We start from the raw sequence: 13,389 nt of genomic DNA on the forward strand, positions 1-13,389 counted from the left end.
AGAGAGCCAAGCTGCTGACCAAGGCGGAAAGATAGGAGTAAGCAGAGCGACCGTCTGGCGGCAGGCGCTTCGACTCATCCGACTCCCAAAATCTGAAAACGCCGCTATGCTGGGGTTTTCCCGCCTAGGGGCAAATCATGTTCGATACAGCCACCACCGCTCTTTTGCGCGCGGTCCTCGATGAAGTCTGCGAGAGCGTTTCGCACCGCGAGATCGGGGGCGGACGCACGTCGCATCGAAGATCCTGGAAGCCGCCACCAAGGGCGAAACCTCGCCCGAAAGTCTCCGACAGGTCGGTCGCGCAGCGCTCTCCCGCGCGCCCACGATGTGGCGCTGACCGGGCGGCCGCGGTGAACTTCCAGGTCACGGTGCTGAAGATCCTGGTGAGCTATCCATGCGGCTTCGCCGTGATGGCCGACCTCAAGCGCGACATGGCGATCCTGGCGACCAGCGGCCGCGATTGGGCTGAGCGCACGAAGCGGCTCGCCTCGCGCATTCCGGACCTCGACATCTTCTCCCAAGGCTTGGTCGAGCGCGAAAGCGGCGGTTGGAAGATCACCGAGAAAGGGCGGGCGGTGCTGGAATTCATGGAGGCCCGCCCCGGGACCGATCGGACGATCGAGGCGCCTTCGGTGGAGACCATCGCTGCCTGCGCTCCCGCAACCGGCGGATCGGGCGAAGCGGCGGCGAGAACGCCGCGAGCGTCGGCGCGAGGCGCGCGAACGAGCTCGGGCAAGCGCTTCCTGAACGGGTACGGCCAACGCATCTTGCGTTCGGACGACTTCGCCAGGTCAAGGCCGGCCGTCGTCACGGCTTCCGCGGCTCCCCGCAGGAAACAAGAGGAACGAAGCGCACCTCCTCTATCCTGTCCTCGACGAAACGCCCCTCCGGCCCGCGTGTCAGCTTCGTCAGCCACTGCACATCGTCAGGATTGCCGAGCGGGATGAGAAGTCTTCCCGACGGAGCCAGTTGAGCCTTGAGAGCCGCGGGTATCTGCGCGCCGGCGGCCGACACCACGATCACGTCGAACTCGCCGCCATCCGGCCATCCTGCGGTCCCGTCGCCCTGACGCAGATCCACGTTGCGGCAGCCGAGATGCCGAAGGCGAGATCGGGCGCGCTGCACCAATGCTTCATGGCGCTCGAGCGCGCAAACCTCCCGCCCGAGCTTGGCGGCGAGTGCCGCCAGATAACCCGACCCCGCGCCGATCTCGAGAACCCGGTCCGACTTGGCTATCGCGGCAGCCTCGAGCATCCTGGCGACGATGTAGGGCTGAGAGATCGTCTGCCCTTTCGGGATCGGTACCGCACTGTCTTCGTACGCGGCTTCCGCGAACCGCCGATCAAGGAAGATTTCGCGGGGGACCTGCCGCATCGCAAGCAGGACCCGTCTGCTGCGAATGCCGCGGCCGGCAATCTGCACGTCGACCATCGCGTCGCGGAGGAAGCGGGACCTCCTGGACCGTTTGCTCTCCTTGACCGCGCGCACGACCTCTCCATGCATGAACAATTTCGCTCCATGGGAAACTCGGAGGCCAGCGACTTGCTCCTTGACGCGAGGGTGGGTGCCGCTCGCGCCCCGAGCGAGATCGCGGAGCTGAAGTCAGGAACGCGCTTGCAGAGGAACGACCGCCTCTGGATCGAATTGGTCTCGCGGAAGCCAGTCCGGAGAGAGCTCATGAAGTAAAGACGCCGCTCGTCGGGTCTTCATGATTCTGGGAGGAGACCCAATGAATTGGGTTGTGTCGGTGCTAGTTTTTGCACTTGTCGCCTCGACCTCCGCGGTCTCGGCGCAACCGGTGAGATGGACGACCTATTCCATCGCGCAGACCGGTACCTCGGTCGATTTACCGGCCTCGATCTTTACCGAAGAAGCCGGCCGGCCGGATGGCTACGGACAGCGATTTCGGACGGCTGATGGCCGAGCCGACCTTACGATACAGGCCGCACCCAACGTCTCGAACGATTCACCCGCCGCGTTTCTCGCAAAGAAGCATCCCCCCGCGCGCATTCAGTACAAGCGAACGACGCCTCGGTTCTTTGCCGTGTCCAGCTACAAGGCCGACAAGGTCTGGTACAACCGGTGCAACTTCTCGAGCGGACTGATCCACTGCGTCCTGCTCAACTACCCGGCGAGCGAAGAGCGGGAGTGGGACGAGGTCGTAACGCGGATCAGTCTGTCGCTGCGCGGCAAATAAGTCGTGCGGGTGCGGGATGGAGATCGCGCCTGCCGGCGAGGGCGCGTAGCTGCGAGAATACCGTGGTTCCGGAGAGGCCGCCGCCTTTGGCTATCCTCGCGAGCGCTAGTTCTGAATAGCGGGTCGTGAGACCTTTGGCTATCCGCGACAGGCGCCGTAGTTCAACGGCGGGCGACGGTCCCTGCAGTTCAATAGGGCGGCAAGGCTATCGTTTCTCCGACTTGCCCGCGGCTCGCCGATCTGTGGTTCACGCGGTAGCCGCCGCCCGCCCGGCGTCGGTGATGCGATGCTCGATATCTCCGGATGGAAGCGGTTCGGTTTCCACGAGACCGAGCTCCACCAGCCGCGCCACGATTTCATGGTCGAACGTCGGCGGGCTGACCCAGGATTCACCGAGGAGCTTCCTCAGAAAATCGCGCTCCAGATCGGTCAGCTCCATGCTCTAACTCCGCTCGCCGACTTCGTCCGGCACATTGCGGCGCGTCATCCGATCCGGCCGCTTCATCCCTGGGAAATCAACTTTTCGCCTCGGATTGTGCCAGGAACAGAGGCATCGTGGCCCCGTTGATTCCCGAAGACAACACCCAGGAGGTCAACATGACTATGGAAGATCGCGAGACGTTCAGCCTGATCGGCAGCGACAAGGTCGAGGGCACGAACGCGTACGACGCGAAGGGCGAAAAGGTCGGCTACATCGAGCGCGTCATGATCGACAAGATCAGCGGCAAGGTGTCGTACGCGGTGCTCAGCTTCGGCGGCCTGCTCGGCATCGGCGACGATCACTATCCGCTGCCATGGCAGACGCTGAAATACGACACCAACCTCGGCGGCTATGTAGTCAGCGGCATTTCCCAGGACCAGCTCCGCGGCGCCCCCAAATACGCCGACGAGAGCAGTTGGAATTGGAGCGACCCGGCGACGACGCGCTCGGTGAACGCCTATTACGGTGTGCCGGTGGCTTGACACGGCGCATGGTGCTTGGCTGGCTGACGGTGGAGGTTGCTCTTCCGCCGGACTGCGGACCAGCGCACTGCCGCACGCGAGACGACCCGGCTCGGTCGCCGAGGAGATTTGACGGTGAGTGACGCCGTTCGTGTTCTGGTCGTGGAGGATGAAGCTCTCATCGCTAGCTTCGTCGTGGACGCCCTGTCCGACGGCGGTTTCGAGGCCTGCTCGGTCCATTCGGGGGAAGAGGCCATGTGCACCTTTTGCGATGGCCGCGAGGGATGTCGAGTCCTGCTGACGGACGTCAACCTGGGTGACGGCATCAGCGGCTGGGAGCTGGCGCAGCAGATCAGGGAAATCACGCCTGGCTTTCCTGTGGTCTACATGACGAGCGCCAGCGCGCCTGACTGGCAGTCGCAGGGCGTCAACGGCAGCGTCCTGATTCAGAAGCCCTTTGCGCCGGCGCAATTGGTTGCCGCCGTCTCGCAGCTACTTGATACCGGAGCCTCGCCGGCTTGAACCGGAATCGTGGTGAGTTTCCGATGCTTCGATCGTGCCCACATCGGTTGCTGCTGATCGTTAGCGTTCTTTGACTTGGTGTGCGGCCGCGGCGCGCGCCCCCGCGACCAGCATCCAGTCCCGCAGCAGGCCTCTGTCCTCTCTGGAAAACGACGCACGCCGCTTGAGATCCTCCAGCGTCTCGCCGGGATGGCATCGCTCGAAATCCTCGCGGATTAGCGACTCGAGGTAGGTCCGGTCCCAAGCGCCGGCTGAATCGAGATGCTGGTGCGAGTAGGTCTTCATGGTTGCCGTTTCGGTGCACGCGCAGTCGAGGGCGTCCGGTGCGGCACAACGGTAAGATCGATTGTTGGTTCACAAATGGGATCAGTCCGTCGCGGACGGTTTCGCTGGCAGGGCGTCGAGGCGGGAACCTGTGCAGGTCCAGGCCGTTCGCAACCACGGGGGACTCGCTTGAAGGAGCCGTCACGATGATCGAAACCGAGACCCTCTTGAAAAATGCCCCCGCTGCGGCGATTGGCCGATGGCCGCGAGCCTGCAGCGGACGTCATCCGCGCAGCCGGATGTCCGGTTCAGGTGTCCAAGGTGTCACGGTGACGAGGCGGGCCGGCTGCGGCGCCCGTTCGTGCCGCGCGACCCGCCTCGGACTCTTGATGCGGCCTGAGATGAAGATCCGCTCCCATTCCGAAAGCCACATCGTCGAACTCGAAGACGGCTCGCGCTGGCAGATCTTTCCGGGCGATCTCGACCTGACGCTCGACTGGAAGCCCGAAACCGAGCTGACGGTCGTCGAGGCCAAAGACGAGGTCGCCACCCACGAACTGCTGGGGGCTGGCGGGAAGGTGCGTGTCAGGCCCGTCGGCGACAGTTGGCCTGCGAAGGACACCAAGGATGCGCTGAAGGACGGATGACGCGCTTGCGGTTACGGAGGAGGCCGCGACCCGCCTGGAAGCGGGCTGGAATTGCCATGGAAGACGAGAAGACTAGATTGCTCGCCGAAGCCCAGAGGTGCAGGCGCTTGGCCGCTTCCATCACCGATCCGGAGGTGATCGAGCGGCTCGCCGCCCTGGCGGAAGAATTACGAAAGCCGGGCCAATGCTTCGCCGGACTCGAAGGACGGGTAGGGCTGAGTCAAATCTCGCCGGAACCGGAGAACAGCACGTTGGGCGGCGTCGCCCGCGGCGGCGGAATGGACCTTCCGACGGGAGATCCGGGTGTGCTCTTGGCGTCGTACCTCTTGGCCAGATCGAGCAGTCTTCTGCGCGTAAACGGGTCTGCCTTGTCCGCCAGATCCCGCGCCCGCTGCGCGAACCCGCTGTAGAACTCTTCCATGACGCCACCCTGCAACAACAGCACGGACGCCGATCTTCGACGGTCTTCGGCGTTCGCGTCAAGAGATCGCTTGTGCCCGCAAGGCAAAGGGCACTACGCTGATCGCGGCGGGGGAAGCCAAATGTCGATGCTGCATCCTATCCGGAAGCCGTGCCCGCACTGTGGGCGGCCGATGAAGCTTGTTCGCGACGCGGCCGCCAGAGGCGGCGAGCGCTACGTCTGTCCCGAGTGCGACGACGACCCGCTGCACGATCCCGCCGCCCGGAAGTGGGTGGACGGCCCGCTGCGGCCGCCGGCGAAATAGGGGTTTCCGGAAGGACGGTCTGGTCTGACGGCCAGGAAGACGCTGGGACTGGCAAGTTCCTCGTAGCGCACCAACTCCATTATTGTTACCGAACATGGGAGGTGCGAGGTGTCGACTGTCGCAAACCTGCTCGCGCAGATCGAGACCGCGCTGAACTTGCTCGAATCGGGAAATGCCGCCCCGCGCGAGGAATGATCTGGCCGCGCCGGTCGCGGCGCGCGCCGAAAGCGTGGGCGCCCAGGAACGGCAGCCGCCGCAGCCGGTTTTCGTGAATGCCGCGCTATTACTTCGATACCTCCGACAACGAGAACTTTGTCTTCGACGACGTCGGAGTGGAGATCGCTTCGTTCGAGGACGTGAAACGGGAGGCGTCCCGGGCCATGGCGGACTTCGCCAAGGACGTACTGCCAGGGTCCGAGGTTCGCAACTTGGCGATCGAAGTTCGGGGTGACGCAGGGCCCGTTCTCCGCGTGGGCCTTCGCTTCAAGATCGAGCAGCTGTGCGCTGACGCCGGGGCCGGGCGATACCCCTTGCAGGGTGAAATGCTTCCGCCGCCCGTCGGCCATGTCGGAACCGGACCGCCTCGTTCGTCTTGAATCCAGGCCCGCCCCCAACGGAGTTCTGCGTACATGGCCCCGCGTGCCAACTGGAAAGGCTTCCTGCGTCTGTCCCTAGTCACCTGTCCGGTCGCGCTCTATCCGGCCACCTCCGAATCCGAGAAGATCAGCTTCAACCAGCTCAACCGGCAGACCGGACATCGCATCAAGTACCTGAAGGTTGATGCCGACACCGGCGACGAGGTGCCTAACGAGGACATCGTCAAGGGCTATGAGCTCGACAAGGGCCAGTACATCGAGGTCTCGAAAGAGGAACTCGAGGAGATCGCTCTGGAGTCCACTAGCACCATCGAGATCGACGAGTTCGTTGACAAGGCCGACATCGACCCGCGCTACCTGATCCGCCCGTACTACGTCCGCCCGGACGGCAAGGTCGGCCACGACGCTTTCGCGGTAATCCGCGAGACAATTCGCGAGATGGACAAGGTCGCCATCGGCCGCGTGGTGCTGACCAATCGCGAGCACATCGTCGCCCTCGAGGCAATGGACAAGGGGCTCGTCGGTACGCTGCTGCGCTATCCCTACGAAGTCCGTAGCGAGCAGGAGTATTTCGACGAGATTCAGGACGTGAAGGTCACGAAGGACATGCTGGATCTCGCCAAACACATCGTGAATCAGAAGGCCGGGCGGTTCGAGCCGGAGAAGTTCGAGGACCACTATGAGACCGCGCTGATCGACCTCATCAACAAGAAGCGCGCCGGCAAGCCGATCACGCCGAAGGAGCGTCCAGCATCGACCAACGTCGTCGATCTAATGGAGGCGCTGCGGCGGTCCGTCGGCAACGAGGCCGCACCGGCGAAGGCCGCAAAGCCCACCAAGAAGCCGCGAAAGGCGGCCGCCGGCCAGAAGGAAATGCTGATGCCGATCGAGGGCAAGAAGGCGGCGAAGGAAGCCACGGCGAAAAGGCCGGCCAAATTGCAGCGGAAGTCGGCGTAATCTTCTGACTCACCAAGCGGATTGGAACGAATGGGTTCGCGAAGCGTCGAATCCCTGCCCCCGGCCCCCCAAAAGCCCCGCCGAGGGAAAACCTACCCCCTAGGTTGGCGGTCCGAATGCGCAACATAGCGCAAGGACCGTTTGCGCCCGAAGGAGGGAGCAATGAACAATCGCACCTCAAACCGGAGGATGCCGACCGCGGCCCAACGGGAAGCCCAGAAGGTGTTTCGCGACGCGCGCGCGGAGCCACCGGTCTCCGAGCACGAACGCGACCAACAGGCATTCCATGCAAACCGGGAGCGCCTGAAGGCGGAGCGGATCGCTCGAGAGGCTGCAGCGGAACAGAAAGCCGAAGACCTGATTGGCTTAAAGGTCCGACGATTAGCGCCAGCGGGCTCCCGTTCGATGGAGGACGATTGCGACGTCCGCTTCCCACCAACGAGATGAAAAGCGGATGCCCACTCAATTCCGCCCCTGCGGGAGCGAGTGCTCGAGGAAAAAGCGCAGCATTTCCCTCGTTGCATCCGGCCCGTCCGGATCAGTGTAGGAGCCGGCGGGGCTGCCTCCCGACCATGCGTGTCCGGCTCCGTGGATTTCCCAGTGTTCGAGGATTCCGCGCCCGCTGGCATCGGTGTGGACCGTGCGAGTGTAGGCATGCCCTCCAGGTACCCGCCCGCGATGCACGTTGGCCTTCGTGCGGGATCCGCCGATCGACTGTCGGACGATCCGATCGCCGTTTTTGGAATGCACGGTGGTGTCGCGATCGCCGTGAAAGACGATTGTCGGCACGGGCGGACCGTCGCTCGGCGCTGCCTCAAGTCCGCCACCTTGCTTCATGGCCATCAGTGCGGAGGGAAGGTCGCTGGCTGCTCCGCAGGCCAGTCCGGAATGAACGCCGATCGCCGCGTACAGATCGCCGTACGTCGATCCCATCACGGCCGCGGCCGCGGCCCCGGCGGACAGTCCGGCGACGAAGACGCGTTCCGGATCGACCGAATAGTCCTGCATGATCTGGCGGGTGATGCCGGCGATGAGCGAGGGCTCGCCTCCGCCGCGCTGTTGGTCGGCCGGACGAAACCAATTCCAGCATTTCGCTTGGTTTGCGTCGGCCCGCTGCGCGGGATAGGCGACGAAGCAGGTCTGTTCTTCGGCGATGAAGTTCATCCGCGTGCCGGCGGCGAAATCCTCCGGCGACTGCGTGCAGCCGTGGAGCATGATCACCAGCGGAATGGCCTGGCCATGATAGCCGGTCGGGATGAAGAGCCGGTAGGTGCGGCTTCCCGCGGCGTTTGCGTAGACGCCTTCAACGAACCTGGCGCCGTCCGGCACGATGTCCGCCATGGGAGGCGGCGCACGCCTCAGGGCTCCTCCCAGTCCGAGCCCCTGGAGGTTTTTGGCGATATCCACTGCCGGCTGGGCCACCCGACGCGGACGCCTCGTCTCGGCGGCGTTCGCCTTGGCGTCGATAGTTGGCGGCTCTCGTCCTGCAGAAAGGGCGGCGTGGTCGACCGTCGGTGCGGTAGCGCCGCGCTCTTTCTCGCCCCGAAGCATGCGCTGAAGCAGCGCGGTGGCCTCGACGAGTTGGCCCGAGCGTGTGAGGCGTGTGGCTTCGCGAATGATGTCCTGGTTCAACATGACCTTACCTCGTCCTGTCGGCGAGAGCGGACTTGACCGCCGGACTGGCATGCAAGGCCCCCAGCACAGAGACCGATGCAATCGTCGCGCGGGCCAGCTCGGGCGTGACGTCCTGCGCGATGGTGGCGAGACCCAGAACATTGATGTGCAGCATCTCGCCCGCCCGCCGCGCCGCCTCGAGATCCTCGCGGCTGTAGTTTCGCAAGCCCAGGTCCAGGCTCTTTCGCGCCGTCGACTGCTTGACCACGTCGGCATGGCGTTCGAGCTGGTTGCGGATGGCGGTCCGGATGAAATCCGTGCGGTTCGAGTAGAAGCCTTCCTGCACCATTAAATCGACCTGACCGAGATCGACAAAACCAAGATTGATCGTGATTTTCTCCGAGTCGGAGGGCTTTGGTCGGATCTCGTACACGTTGCTGGCCATCGTTACCACCATCCTTTCGCCATCTGACCAGATGGTATATGGATGGAATTTGTCAGCCCGCAAGACCCCACCCGTTTGCGAAAGTGCGATCCGTCGGGACGGCCAGTGCTACCCGCATCGCCTTCTGCAGTAGCAGCAGCCGGAGGCTGCGGCTGATTTCGGGAGCAGCTCATCGACAGATTAGAGGAGCAGAGGCGTGACGCTCCGGAGGGTTAGGCCCGCGATCGGGCGTGGCGGCCCCCCGGATTCCTACGGTCGTCTCGCTGCGTGATCGTTTACGATCCGCGATTATATTTCAGCCCATGGAGGTACAGTACGATCCCGAGCGCGAGGCGTTTGCGGCCATGAAGCTCGCTGCCGAAGCCGATGGAGCTGAACGGCAGAGATGGATCAACGCCGCGCTGGCGTGGATCGAACTCATTCGCCTTCGTGCCTCGGCTTGCTGCGAGCGCGGCATGACGGACGAGGCGGCTTAGTCGGCCTCGGGCGGGCACTCCGGGCAGGTGTCGCCGATCGAATCCAGGACATCGCGCACCTCGGCCACGGCTTCCTCCGGAGAGACATCGGGCAGCTGGTCCTGCCGCGCGATGTCGAAGGCGCGCTCGCGGGCGTGCGGGTCGGCACGGTCCTGCGTCCAGCCGTGTGGTCACCCAACGTTTCCTCGATGGCTCGCCGGACCCTGGGGAGCCGTTCCTTGATGTGCTCAATCATGGCGTTCTTCCCCAGACGGGTTCCCCGAGCGACGTGGAGCGTAACGTTGCTGTAGTCGCGCGCATGACTGGGCACGGGAGGGCACACATGCCGCTCCTCAAACAAGTCCCACAGGAAGTTGCTCTTGGCGGTCGCATCGAGCACCACGGGCCCAGGGGTGTTCAAGGGCACGGCCAAGGCTGCGGAGTTGATCGAATGATATTTCCCCTCCTCGGCGTAGTAGGCGAATTGGTCTAGGCACGACTGAACGGCCTCCAGCGTCTCTGCTACACGAGCGGCCAACCAAGCATGGTTCTTGTGGTTGCTGCGCGTGCCCACGAGGCGGTCATAGCGCAGCTCGCTCATCGCGGCTCGGAGCGGTGAGAGGTCTACGGCGCCTGGGGCTTCCCTTTCTCCCCAGATCATCGACATTGCACTGTCACCGTCTTGCTCAGACACATAGGAACGTGCCCACGTACGATATCGGCATCCGTTCACGCAGTTGAAAGAACAGGTCTGCGACATCGAGCACCACCGCTACGGCATACCGCTGTGTTTGTAGTGGCAGCTGTTGGCTCTCGTCTTCGAACATTCGGCGCCCCCTCGGCTTCCTAAGGTCCGCAATGAACCACAGGATGGCCGAGGGGAGACCAATAGCTGCCAGATGGTAACTACTTTCCCCAGTTCTGCGCAGGCATCAGGTCTTCACAGCGAACACGAAGGCGATTGCTTCAGGGCGCGTCTCGGTCGTACCGCTGTTCGCAGGGGTGCTCACGGTGACCGTGTGGTTGTGTGAGGATGAGCGTCCTGACGTGGTGCCGCTGAAGGTGTGCTGGTGATCCGTGTTCGTCGCTGACGTCGAGAGGCCACTCTGCTGCGGGCCGAATGCACCACCACCACCGACACCCCCGCCACCAGCGTTCATAACAGCGCTGTAGGTGTGGGCATGCGATGCGTTCTGGTTCATCGACCCAGTCGTTCCTGAGAACGAGTGCGTATGCTCCTGCGTCTCCGCAGCAGTCGTAGCGGTCACATCGGGATGAACATGGGGACCCCCGGTGTTCGCTTGAGCCGTGCGCGCAGCAACCGTCGAGGTGCGTGAGCGCGGGAAGCGCCCGGTCGTGTACATGTCGTCGAGCGTAAAGGTGCCAGAGGCAACTCCGAGGAACGTGGCGAGTGCCGGGTAGTCGCTGACGTTGTAGCTCGCCCCATTCAGCTCCAGCCAATCCTTGCCGGTGTCGGCGGTAGTCCGGCCGAGGCTCGCGGGCTCCTTGAGGAACATCACGACCTCGCCGACTTCACGGGTGCCCTTCAGCTTGCCGCCAACCACCGACATTGTGCCAGCCGCGCTGCGCTGGATGCCTAGCGTTGGCTCCGCAGCGAAGCTGTATGCCGGTTTAGTGAACGTTCCACCAGCGGGGATCAGCTGGTTGTCGGTGTTCGTGAGCTGGCCAGTGTGGGCCAAGGTGTTCTTGAGCGTCGCCTTGATGAGGCGGAGGTGGTCGTCGGCTCCCGCCAACGGGTCCGAGGCGGCCGGATTGGACTGGACCAAGTCCGAGATGTAGGTGGCAATTTCTAAAGGCATAGGTTGATGAATGTTTCTTAGGGTAGCTTCGTTGTCGGATGATGGTGGCGGAGAGACGCCAAGGTCTCCACCGCGGACGGATGATCGGCGCCTTTCTCGATGGCATATCGATAGGAGGCGCCTGTGGAGTGGGTCTGCCTGGGGGAGCGCAGTGCTGCCGGGCGAACTCAGCGAGTTCAGAAGGTGACCACCCGGCCCTAATGAAGCCGCCGAGGGCTTCGCGCTGCTGGATGGTGCAGAGGAAGGAGCGGACTTTCTTGAAGTCGGGCGCCGCTGGTGGCCCAGTGGGTGTGGATGACGACGGTTCAGTGTTCACGATTGAGGGTTGAGCTGAGCGTAGGGGCGAGGGGCAGCCTGAGGTGTCCATCGGGTGATGGTGGCTGCGTTTCTGGTGAAGGTGCGTGGGCTTGGTCGCTAAGTGCTTGGCATCGTGGTCGAAGATGCCCAAAAGAGCGGCGTTTCATATGCAGCTAACGAAACGGCGCGATAAGGCCTTCCCGCCTCTCTGGCCAGAACGCCGGGGGTTTGGTCGCTAAGCGATTGAACCATCGTTCAAACAGCCGCAGTACCGTGCTTGTTGTGTGTAGCTAGCGAAACAGTGTATAGGGGCGCTCGCCAGAACACCGGACCGCTCATCGTTCATGCCGTCTCCCTTTGAAGACAACACCGCGGCCCGTGCTCTCTTAGAGCGCCTAAGGTGGTCCGGCGATCCCCAATGCCCTCGCTGTGACGCAAAGGAGCGCCAGGTATTCCTGATCGGCGGAGAAAAGCACAGCCACCGAGATGGGCTCTATCAGTGCAAGCGGTGTCGCAAGGGCTTCAGTGTCACCGTGGGCACGCCCTTAGAGCGCCTGCGTATCCCGTTGAGCACTTGGGTGCTCGCGGCTTATGCCTTTAGCTGTGATGTCAAGCTGCCGCTCTTGAAGATACAGTCGGAGCTTGGGGTAAACTATAGAACCGTCCTGCGCATGCGGGATGTCATCAAGCGTGCCGTAAAGCCCTATCGGGGACTGAAGCGCGTCTTTGGCGGATGGCCTCGTGACCTGATGGTCCATCAAAGGGAGAACCGCGAGAAGACACTGAAGGCGAGCGGGGCGCTCAAGGAGATGCTGCCGGCCCGCAGCGCAAAGGACATCCTGATGCGCACTGAGTGCTTGCTGATGCTCCTGCTACAGGCGCCGAGGGGCAAACCGCGCAAGAAGCGGCGGCGCTCTCTGGTATAGGTGGGGGTGCTTGACCAGTAAGTCATTGGCGCAGCACGTAAAGACATCCGAAAGAGCGGTGTTTTGTGTGCAGCTAAGAAAACGGGCCTGCGACACGCCCCGAAGGCCTTGTGTGGGGTGCCAGCGCGTGCCTAACCAGCAACATTGTTGGGCCATGCGTCCAGATCCGCAGCGGCACGGCCCTTGCGTTTTCCTCTTTGCCTCCCCCAAGTCTCTCGCTCTCCCAGCCGCCTCGTCCGAACCTCGCCCAGCTGGCCGAGGTTGCAAGGAGCAGACGTCGGGCGGCTTTCGTTATTTCTGGGGTGCTGAGCCGTCCTTTAGGGACGCGTTGTAGTCGGCCTGCGAACTGTTCATGTTGGACTGATCCGTGGAAGTGCTGCTGCCACTCGACGCTCCAACCGTGTTTGTTGACTCTCCTGCTGCATGAGAAGCCGCGCCGGGTTTGTCCTGATTGGCAACATAGCCGGATTCACCAGAATTGCGCGTTTTGATCCCCTTATCGGCTTCCGTTTGCAGCCGTTGGTCCACCCCGGCCTGGGACGGTGAGCCGGTTTGCTGCTGAGCGGCAGCGGGTACCGAGATTAGCGCAAGCGACGCGAGTACTGCCATAAAAAGTGGGCGCATCGGCTTTCCTCCGTTGATCCAGCCCCACGCGTCAACGTGCGCATCTCCGAACATTTCCGCCAACGCTCCCAAAAAACTTGCGACTGCATCGCTGACACAGTTCTCCCATGGACTGGTAACAGGGGAGCGCGAGGACAGTGGTTTACGCGTCCGCACCTCGCGCACCGAGAAGCATCGCAACGAGCATCCGTCCATGTATTAGACGTACACTTCTTCTGGATGAATGACACTGCTTCTGGATGAATGACACTGCGGATAAAGGGAGGTCTCGTGACTACGTCCCGCTCCTCTTGCGTACTCCAGGGGAACCAGTGACCCAGTCTTTCGTTAGGTGATCGAAAAGCGAAGGAGCACCGTC

At 63.0% G+C, this 13,389-nt stretch carries 17 protein-coding genes and 2 pseudogenes; 11 read left to right on the plus strand and 8 right to left on the minus strand.

Features of this window, described 5'->3' with window-relative positions; all coding sequences use genetic code 11:
- Positions 1-137 precede the first annotated feature (137 nt).
- Positions 138-337 (plus strand): annotated as a pseudogene (locus AAFG16_RS15725) (hypothetical protein).
- Positions 338-350: 13 nt separating this feature from the next.
- Positions 351-747: pseudogene (locus tag AAFG16_RS15730) on the plus strand (hypothetical protein).
- Between the two features lie 60 nt (positions 748-807).
- Here AAFG16_RS15730 and AAFG16_RS15735 read toward each other — a convergent pair.
- The gene (locus AAFG16_RS15735) at positions 808-1,488 is read right to left on the minus strand and encodes a protein-L-isoaspartate(D-aspartate) O-methyltransferase (RefSeq protein WP_342739708.1); all 681 of its coding nucleotides are present in this window, start codon (positions 1,486-1,488) and stop codon (positions 808-810) included.
- Between the two features lie 241 nt (positions 1,489-1,729).
- On the opposite strand from AAFG16_RS15735, the gene AAFG16_RS15740 reads away from it, so the two are divergent.
- Positions 1,730-2,197: a hypothetical protein gene (locus AAFG16_RS15740; protein WP_342739709.1), complete on the plus strand. Its 468-nt coding sequence runs from the start codon at positions 1,730-1,732 to the stop codon at positions 2,195-2,197.
- 247 nt (positions 2,198-2,444) lie between these two features.
- Here the strand turns inward: AAFG16_RS15740 and AAFG16_RS15745 are convergent, their stop codons facing one another.
- Positions 2,445-2,636 (minus strand): hypothetical protein, encoded by a 192-nt coding sequence (locus AAFG16_RS15745; protein WP_342739710.1) that lies wholly within the window; start codon positions 2,634-2,636, stop codon positions 2,445-2,447.
- Between the two features lie 158 nt (positions 2,637-2,794).
- On the opposite strand from AAFG16_RS15745, the gene AAFG16_RS15750 reads away from it, so the two are divergent.
- On the plus strand, positions 2,795-3,160 hold the full coding sequence (locus AAFG16_RS15750) for a PRC-barrel domain-containing protein (RefSeq protein ID WP_342739711.1): 366 nt from the start codon (positions 2,795-2,797) through the stop codon (positions 3,158-3,160).
- Between the two features lie 114 nt (positions 3,161-3,274).
- Entirely contained in the window at positions 3,275-3,661 is a 387-nt protein-coding gene (locus AAFG16_RS15755; protein ID WP_342739712.1) for a response regulator, read from the plus strand.
- A 60-nt stretch (positions 3,662-3,721) separates the two neighbouring features.
- Here the strand turns inward: AAFG16_RS15755 and AAFG16_RS15760 are convergent, their stop codons facing one another.
- Positions 3,722-3,946, minus strand: coding sequence for a hypothetical protein (locus AAFG16_RS15760; RefSeq protein WP_342739713.1), 225 nt, complete (start codon positions 3,944-3,946; stop codon positions 3,722-3,724).
- A 185-nt stretch (positions 3,947-4,131) separates the two neighbouring features.
- Here AAFG16_RS15760 and AAFG16_RS15765 point away from each other — a divergent pair, with 185 nt between their 5' ends.
- Positions 4,132-4,572 carry a hypothetical protein gene (locus AAFG16_RS15765; protein WP_342739714.1) on the plus strand — a complete coding sequence of 147 codons (441 nt, stop codon included), beginning with the start codon at positions 4,132-4,134 and terminating at the stop codon, positions 4,570-4,572.
- Positions 4,573-4,792: 220 nt separating this feature from the next.
- Here AAFG16_RS15765 and AAFG16_RS15770 read toward each other — a convergent pair whose 3' ends face one another.
- Entirely contained in the window at positions 4,793-4,993 is a 201-nt protein-coding gene (locus tag AAFG16_RS15770; RefSeq protein WP_342739715.1) for a hypothetical protein, read from the minus strand.
- Between the two features lie 576 nt (positions 4,994-5,569).
- Between AAFG16_RS15770 and AAFG16_RS15775 the strand changes: the two genes are divergently transcribed.
- From AAFG16_RS15775 to AAFG16_RS15785, 3 genes are all read left to right on the plus strand, one after another.
- Positions 5,570-5,893 carry a hypothetical protein gene (locus tag AAFG16_RS15775; RefSeq protein WP_342739716.1) on the plus strand — a complete coding sequence of 108 codons (324 nt, stop codon included), beginning with the start codon at positions 5,570-5,572 and terminating at the stop codon, positions 5,891-5,893.
- Positions 5,894-5,926: 33 nt separating this feature from the next.
- Positions 5,927-6,850 (plus strand): Ku protein, encoded by a 924-nt coding sequence (locus AAFG16_RS15780; RefSeq protein WP_342739717.1) that lies wholly within the window; start codon positions 5,927-5,929, stop codon positions 6,848-6,850.
- A 162-nt stretch (positions 6,851-7,012) separates the two neighbouring features.
- Positions 7,013-7,297 carry a hypothetical protein gene (locus AAFG16_RS15785; RefSeq protein ID WP_342739718.1) on the plus strand — a complete coding sequence of 95 codons (285 nt, stop codon included), beginning with the start codon at positions 7,013-7,015 and terminating at the stop codon, positions 7,295-7,297.
- A 15-nt stretch (positions 7,298-7,312) separates the two neighbouring features.
- On the opposite strand, the gene AAFG16_RS15790 is transcribed toward AAFG16_RS15785, so the two are convergent.
- Both AAFG16_RS15790 and AAFG16_RS15795 read right to left on the minus strand, forming a co-directional pair.
- On the minus strand, positions 7,313-8,485 hold the full coding sequence (locus AAFG16_RS15790) for a PHB depolymerase family esterase (protein WP_342739719.1): 1,173 nt from the start codon (positions 8,483-8,485) through the stop codon (positions 7,313-7,315).
- A 4-nt stretch (positions 8,486-8,489) separates the two neighbouring features.
- Positions 8,490-8,909, minus strand: a complete 420-nt coding sequence (locus tag AAFG16_RS15795) for a CopG family transcriptional regulator (RefSeq protein ID WP_212496520.1) — start codon at positions 8,907-8,909, stop codon at positions 8,490-8,492.
- 302 nt (positions 8,910-9,211) lie between these two features.
- Here AAFG16_RS15795 and AAFG16_RS15800 point away from each other — a divergent pair, with 302 nt between their 5' ends.
- Entirely contained in the window at positions 9,212-9,385 is a 174-nt protein-coding gene (locus tag AAFG16_RS15800) for a hypothetical protein (RefSeq protein ID WP_342739721.1), read from the plus strand.
- 911 nt (positions 9,386-10,296) lie between these two features.
- On the opposite strand, the gene AAFG16_RS15805 is transcribed toward AAFG16_RS15800, so the two are convergent.
- The gene (locus AAFG16_RS15805) at positions 10,297-11,184 is read right to left on the minus strand and encodes a phage tail protein (protein WP_342739722.1); all 888 of its coding nucleotides are present in this window, start codon (positions 11,182-11,184) and stop codon (positions 10,297-10,299) included.
- Positions 11,185-12,059: 875 nt separating this feature from the next.
- Between AAFG16_RS15805 and AAFG16_RS15810 the strand changes: the two genes are divergently transcribed.
- Entirely contained in the window at positions 12,060-12,407 is a 348-nt protein-coding gene (locus AAFG16_RS15810) for a hypothetical protein (RefSeq protein ID WP_342739723.1), read from the plus strand.
- A gap of 291 nt (positions 12,408-12,698) precedes the next feature.
- Here the strand turns inward: AAFG16_RS15810 and AAFG16_RS15815 are convergent, their stop codons facing one another.
- The gene (locus AAFG16_RS15815; RefSeq protein ID WP_342739724.1) at positions 12,699-13,085 is read right to left on the minus strand and encodes a hypothetical protein; all 387 of its coding nucleotides are present in this window, start codon (positions 13,083-13,085) and stop codon (positions 12,699-12,701) included.
- Positions 13,086-13,389 lie beyond the last annotated feature (304 nt).

Origin of the sequence: Bradyrhizobium sp. B117 (assembly GCF_038969555.1) — a bacterium.
Lineage (GTDB): Bacteria > Pseudomonadota > Alphaproteobacteria > Rhizobiales > Xanthobacteraceae > Bradyrhizobium.

Bases quoted from the DNA above. Each gene is read 5' to 3' on its own strand.
- AAFG16_RS15770 (WP_342739715.1), bottom strand. From the start codon at position 4,993: ATGGAAGAGTTCTACAGCGGGTTCGCGCAGCGGGCGCGGGATCTGGCG.
- AAFG16_RS15805 (WP_342739722.1), bottom strand. From the start codon at position 11,184: ATGCCTTTAGAAATTGCCACCTACATCTCGGACTTGGTCCAGTCCAAT.
- AAFG16_RS15790 (WP_342739719.1), bottom strand. From the start codon at position 8,485: ATGTTGAACCAGGACATCATTCGCGAAGCCACACGCCTCACACGCTCG.
- AAFG16_RS15815 (WP_342739724.1), bottom strand. From the start codon at position 13,085: ATGTTCGGAGATGCGCACGTTGACGCGTGGGGCTGGATCAACGGAGGA.
- AAFG16_RS15750 (WP_342739711.1), top strand. From the start codon at position 2,795: ATGACTATGGAAGATCGCGAGACGTTCAGCCTGATCGGCAGCGACAAG.
- AAFG16_RS15740 (WP_342739709.1), top strand. From the start codon at position 1,730: ATGAATTGGGTTGTGTCGGTGCTAGTTTTTGCACTTGTCGCCTCGACC.
- AAFG16_RS15760 (WP_342739713.1), bottom strand. From the start codon at position 3,946: ATGAAGACCTACTCGCACCAGCATCTCGATTCAGCCGGCGCTTGGGAC.
- AAFG16_RS15780 (WP_342739717.1), top strand. From the start codon at position 5,927: ATGGCCCCGCGTGCCAACTGGAAAGGCTTCCTGCGTCTGTCCCTAGTC.
- AAFG16_RS15775 (WP_342739716.1), top strand. From the start codon at position 5,570: ATGCCGCGCTATTACTTCGATACCTCCGACAACGAGAACTTTGTCTTC.
- AAFG16_RS15785 (WP_342739718.1), top strand. From the start codon at position 7,013: ATGAACAATCGCACCTCAAACCGGAGGATGCCGACCGCGGCCCAACGG.
- AAFG16_RS15800 (WP_342739721.1), top strand. From the start codon at position 9,212: ATGGAGGTACAGTACGATCCCGAGCGCGAGGCGTTTGCGGCCATGAAG.
- AAFG16_RS15795 (WP_212496520.1), bottom strand. From the start codon at position 8,909: ATGGCCAGCAACGTGTACGAGATCCGACCAAAGCCCTCCGACTCGGAG.
- AAFG16_RS15765 (WP_342739714.1), top strand. From the start codon at position 4,132: ATGATCGAAACCGAGACCCTCTTGAAAAATGCCCCCGCTGCGGCGATT.
- AAFG16_RS15745 (WP_342739710.1), bottom strand. From the start codon at position 2,636: ATGGAGCTGACCGATCTGGAGCGCGATTTTCTGAGGAAGCTCCTCGGT.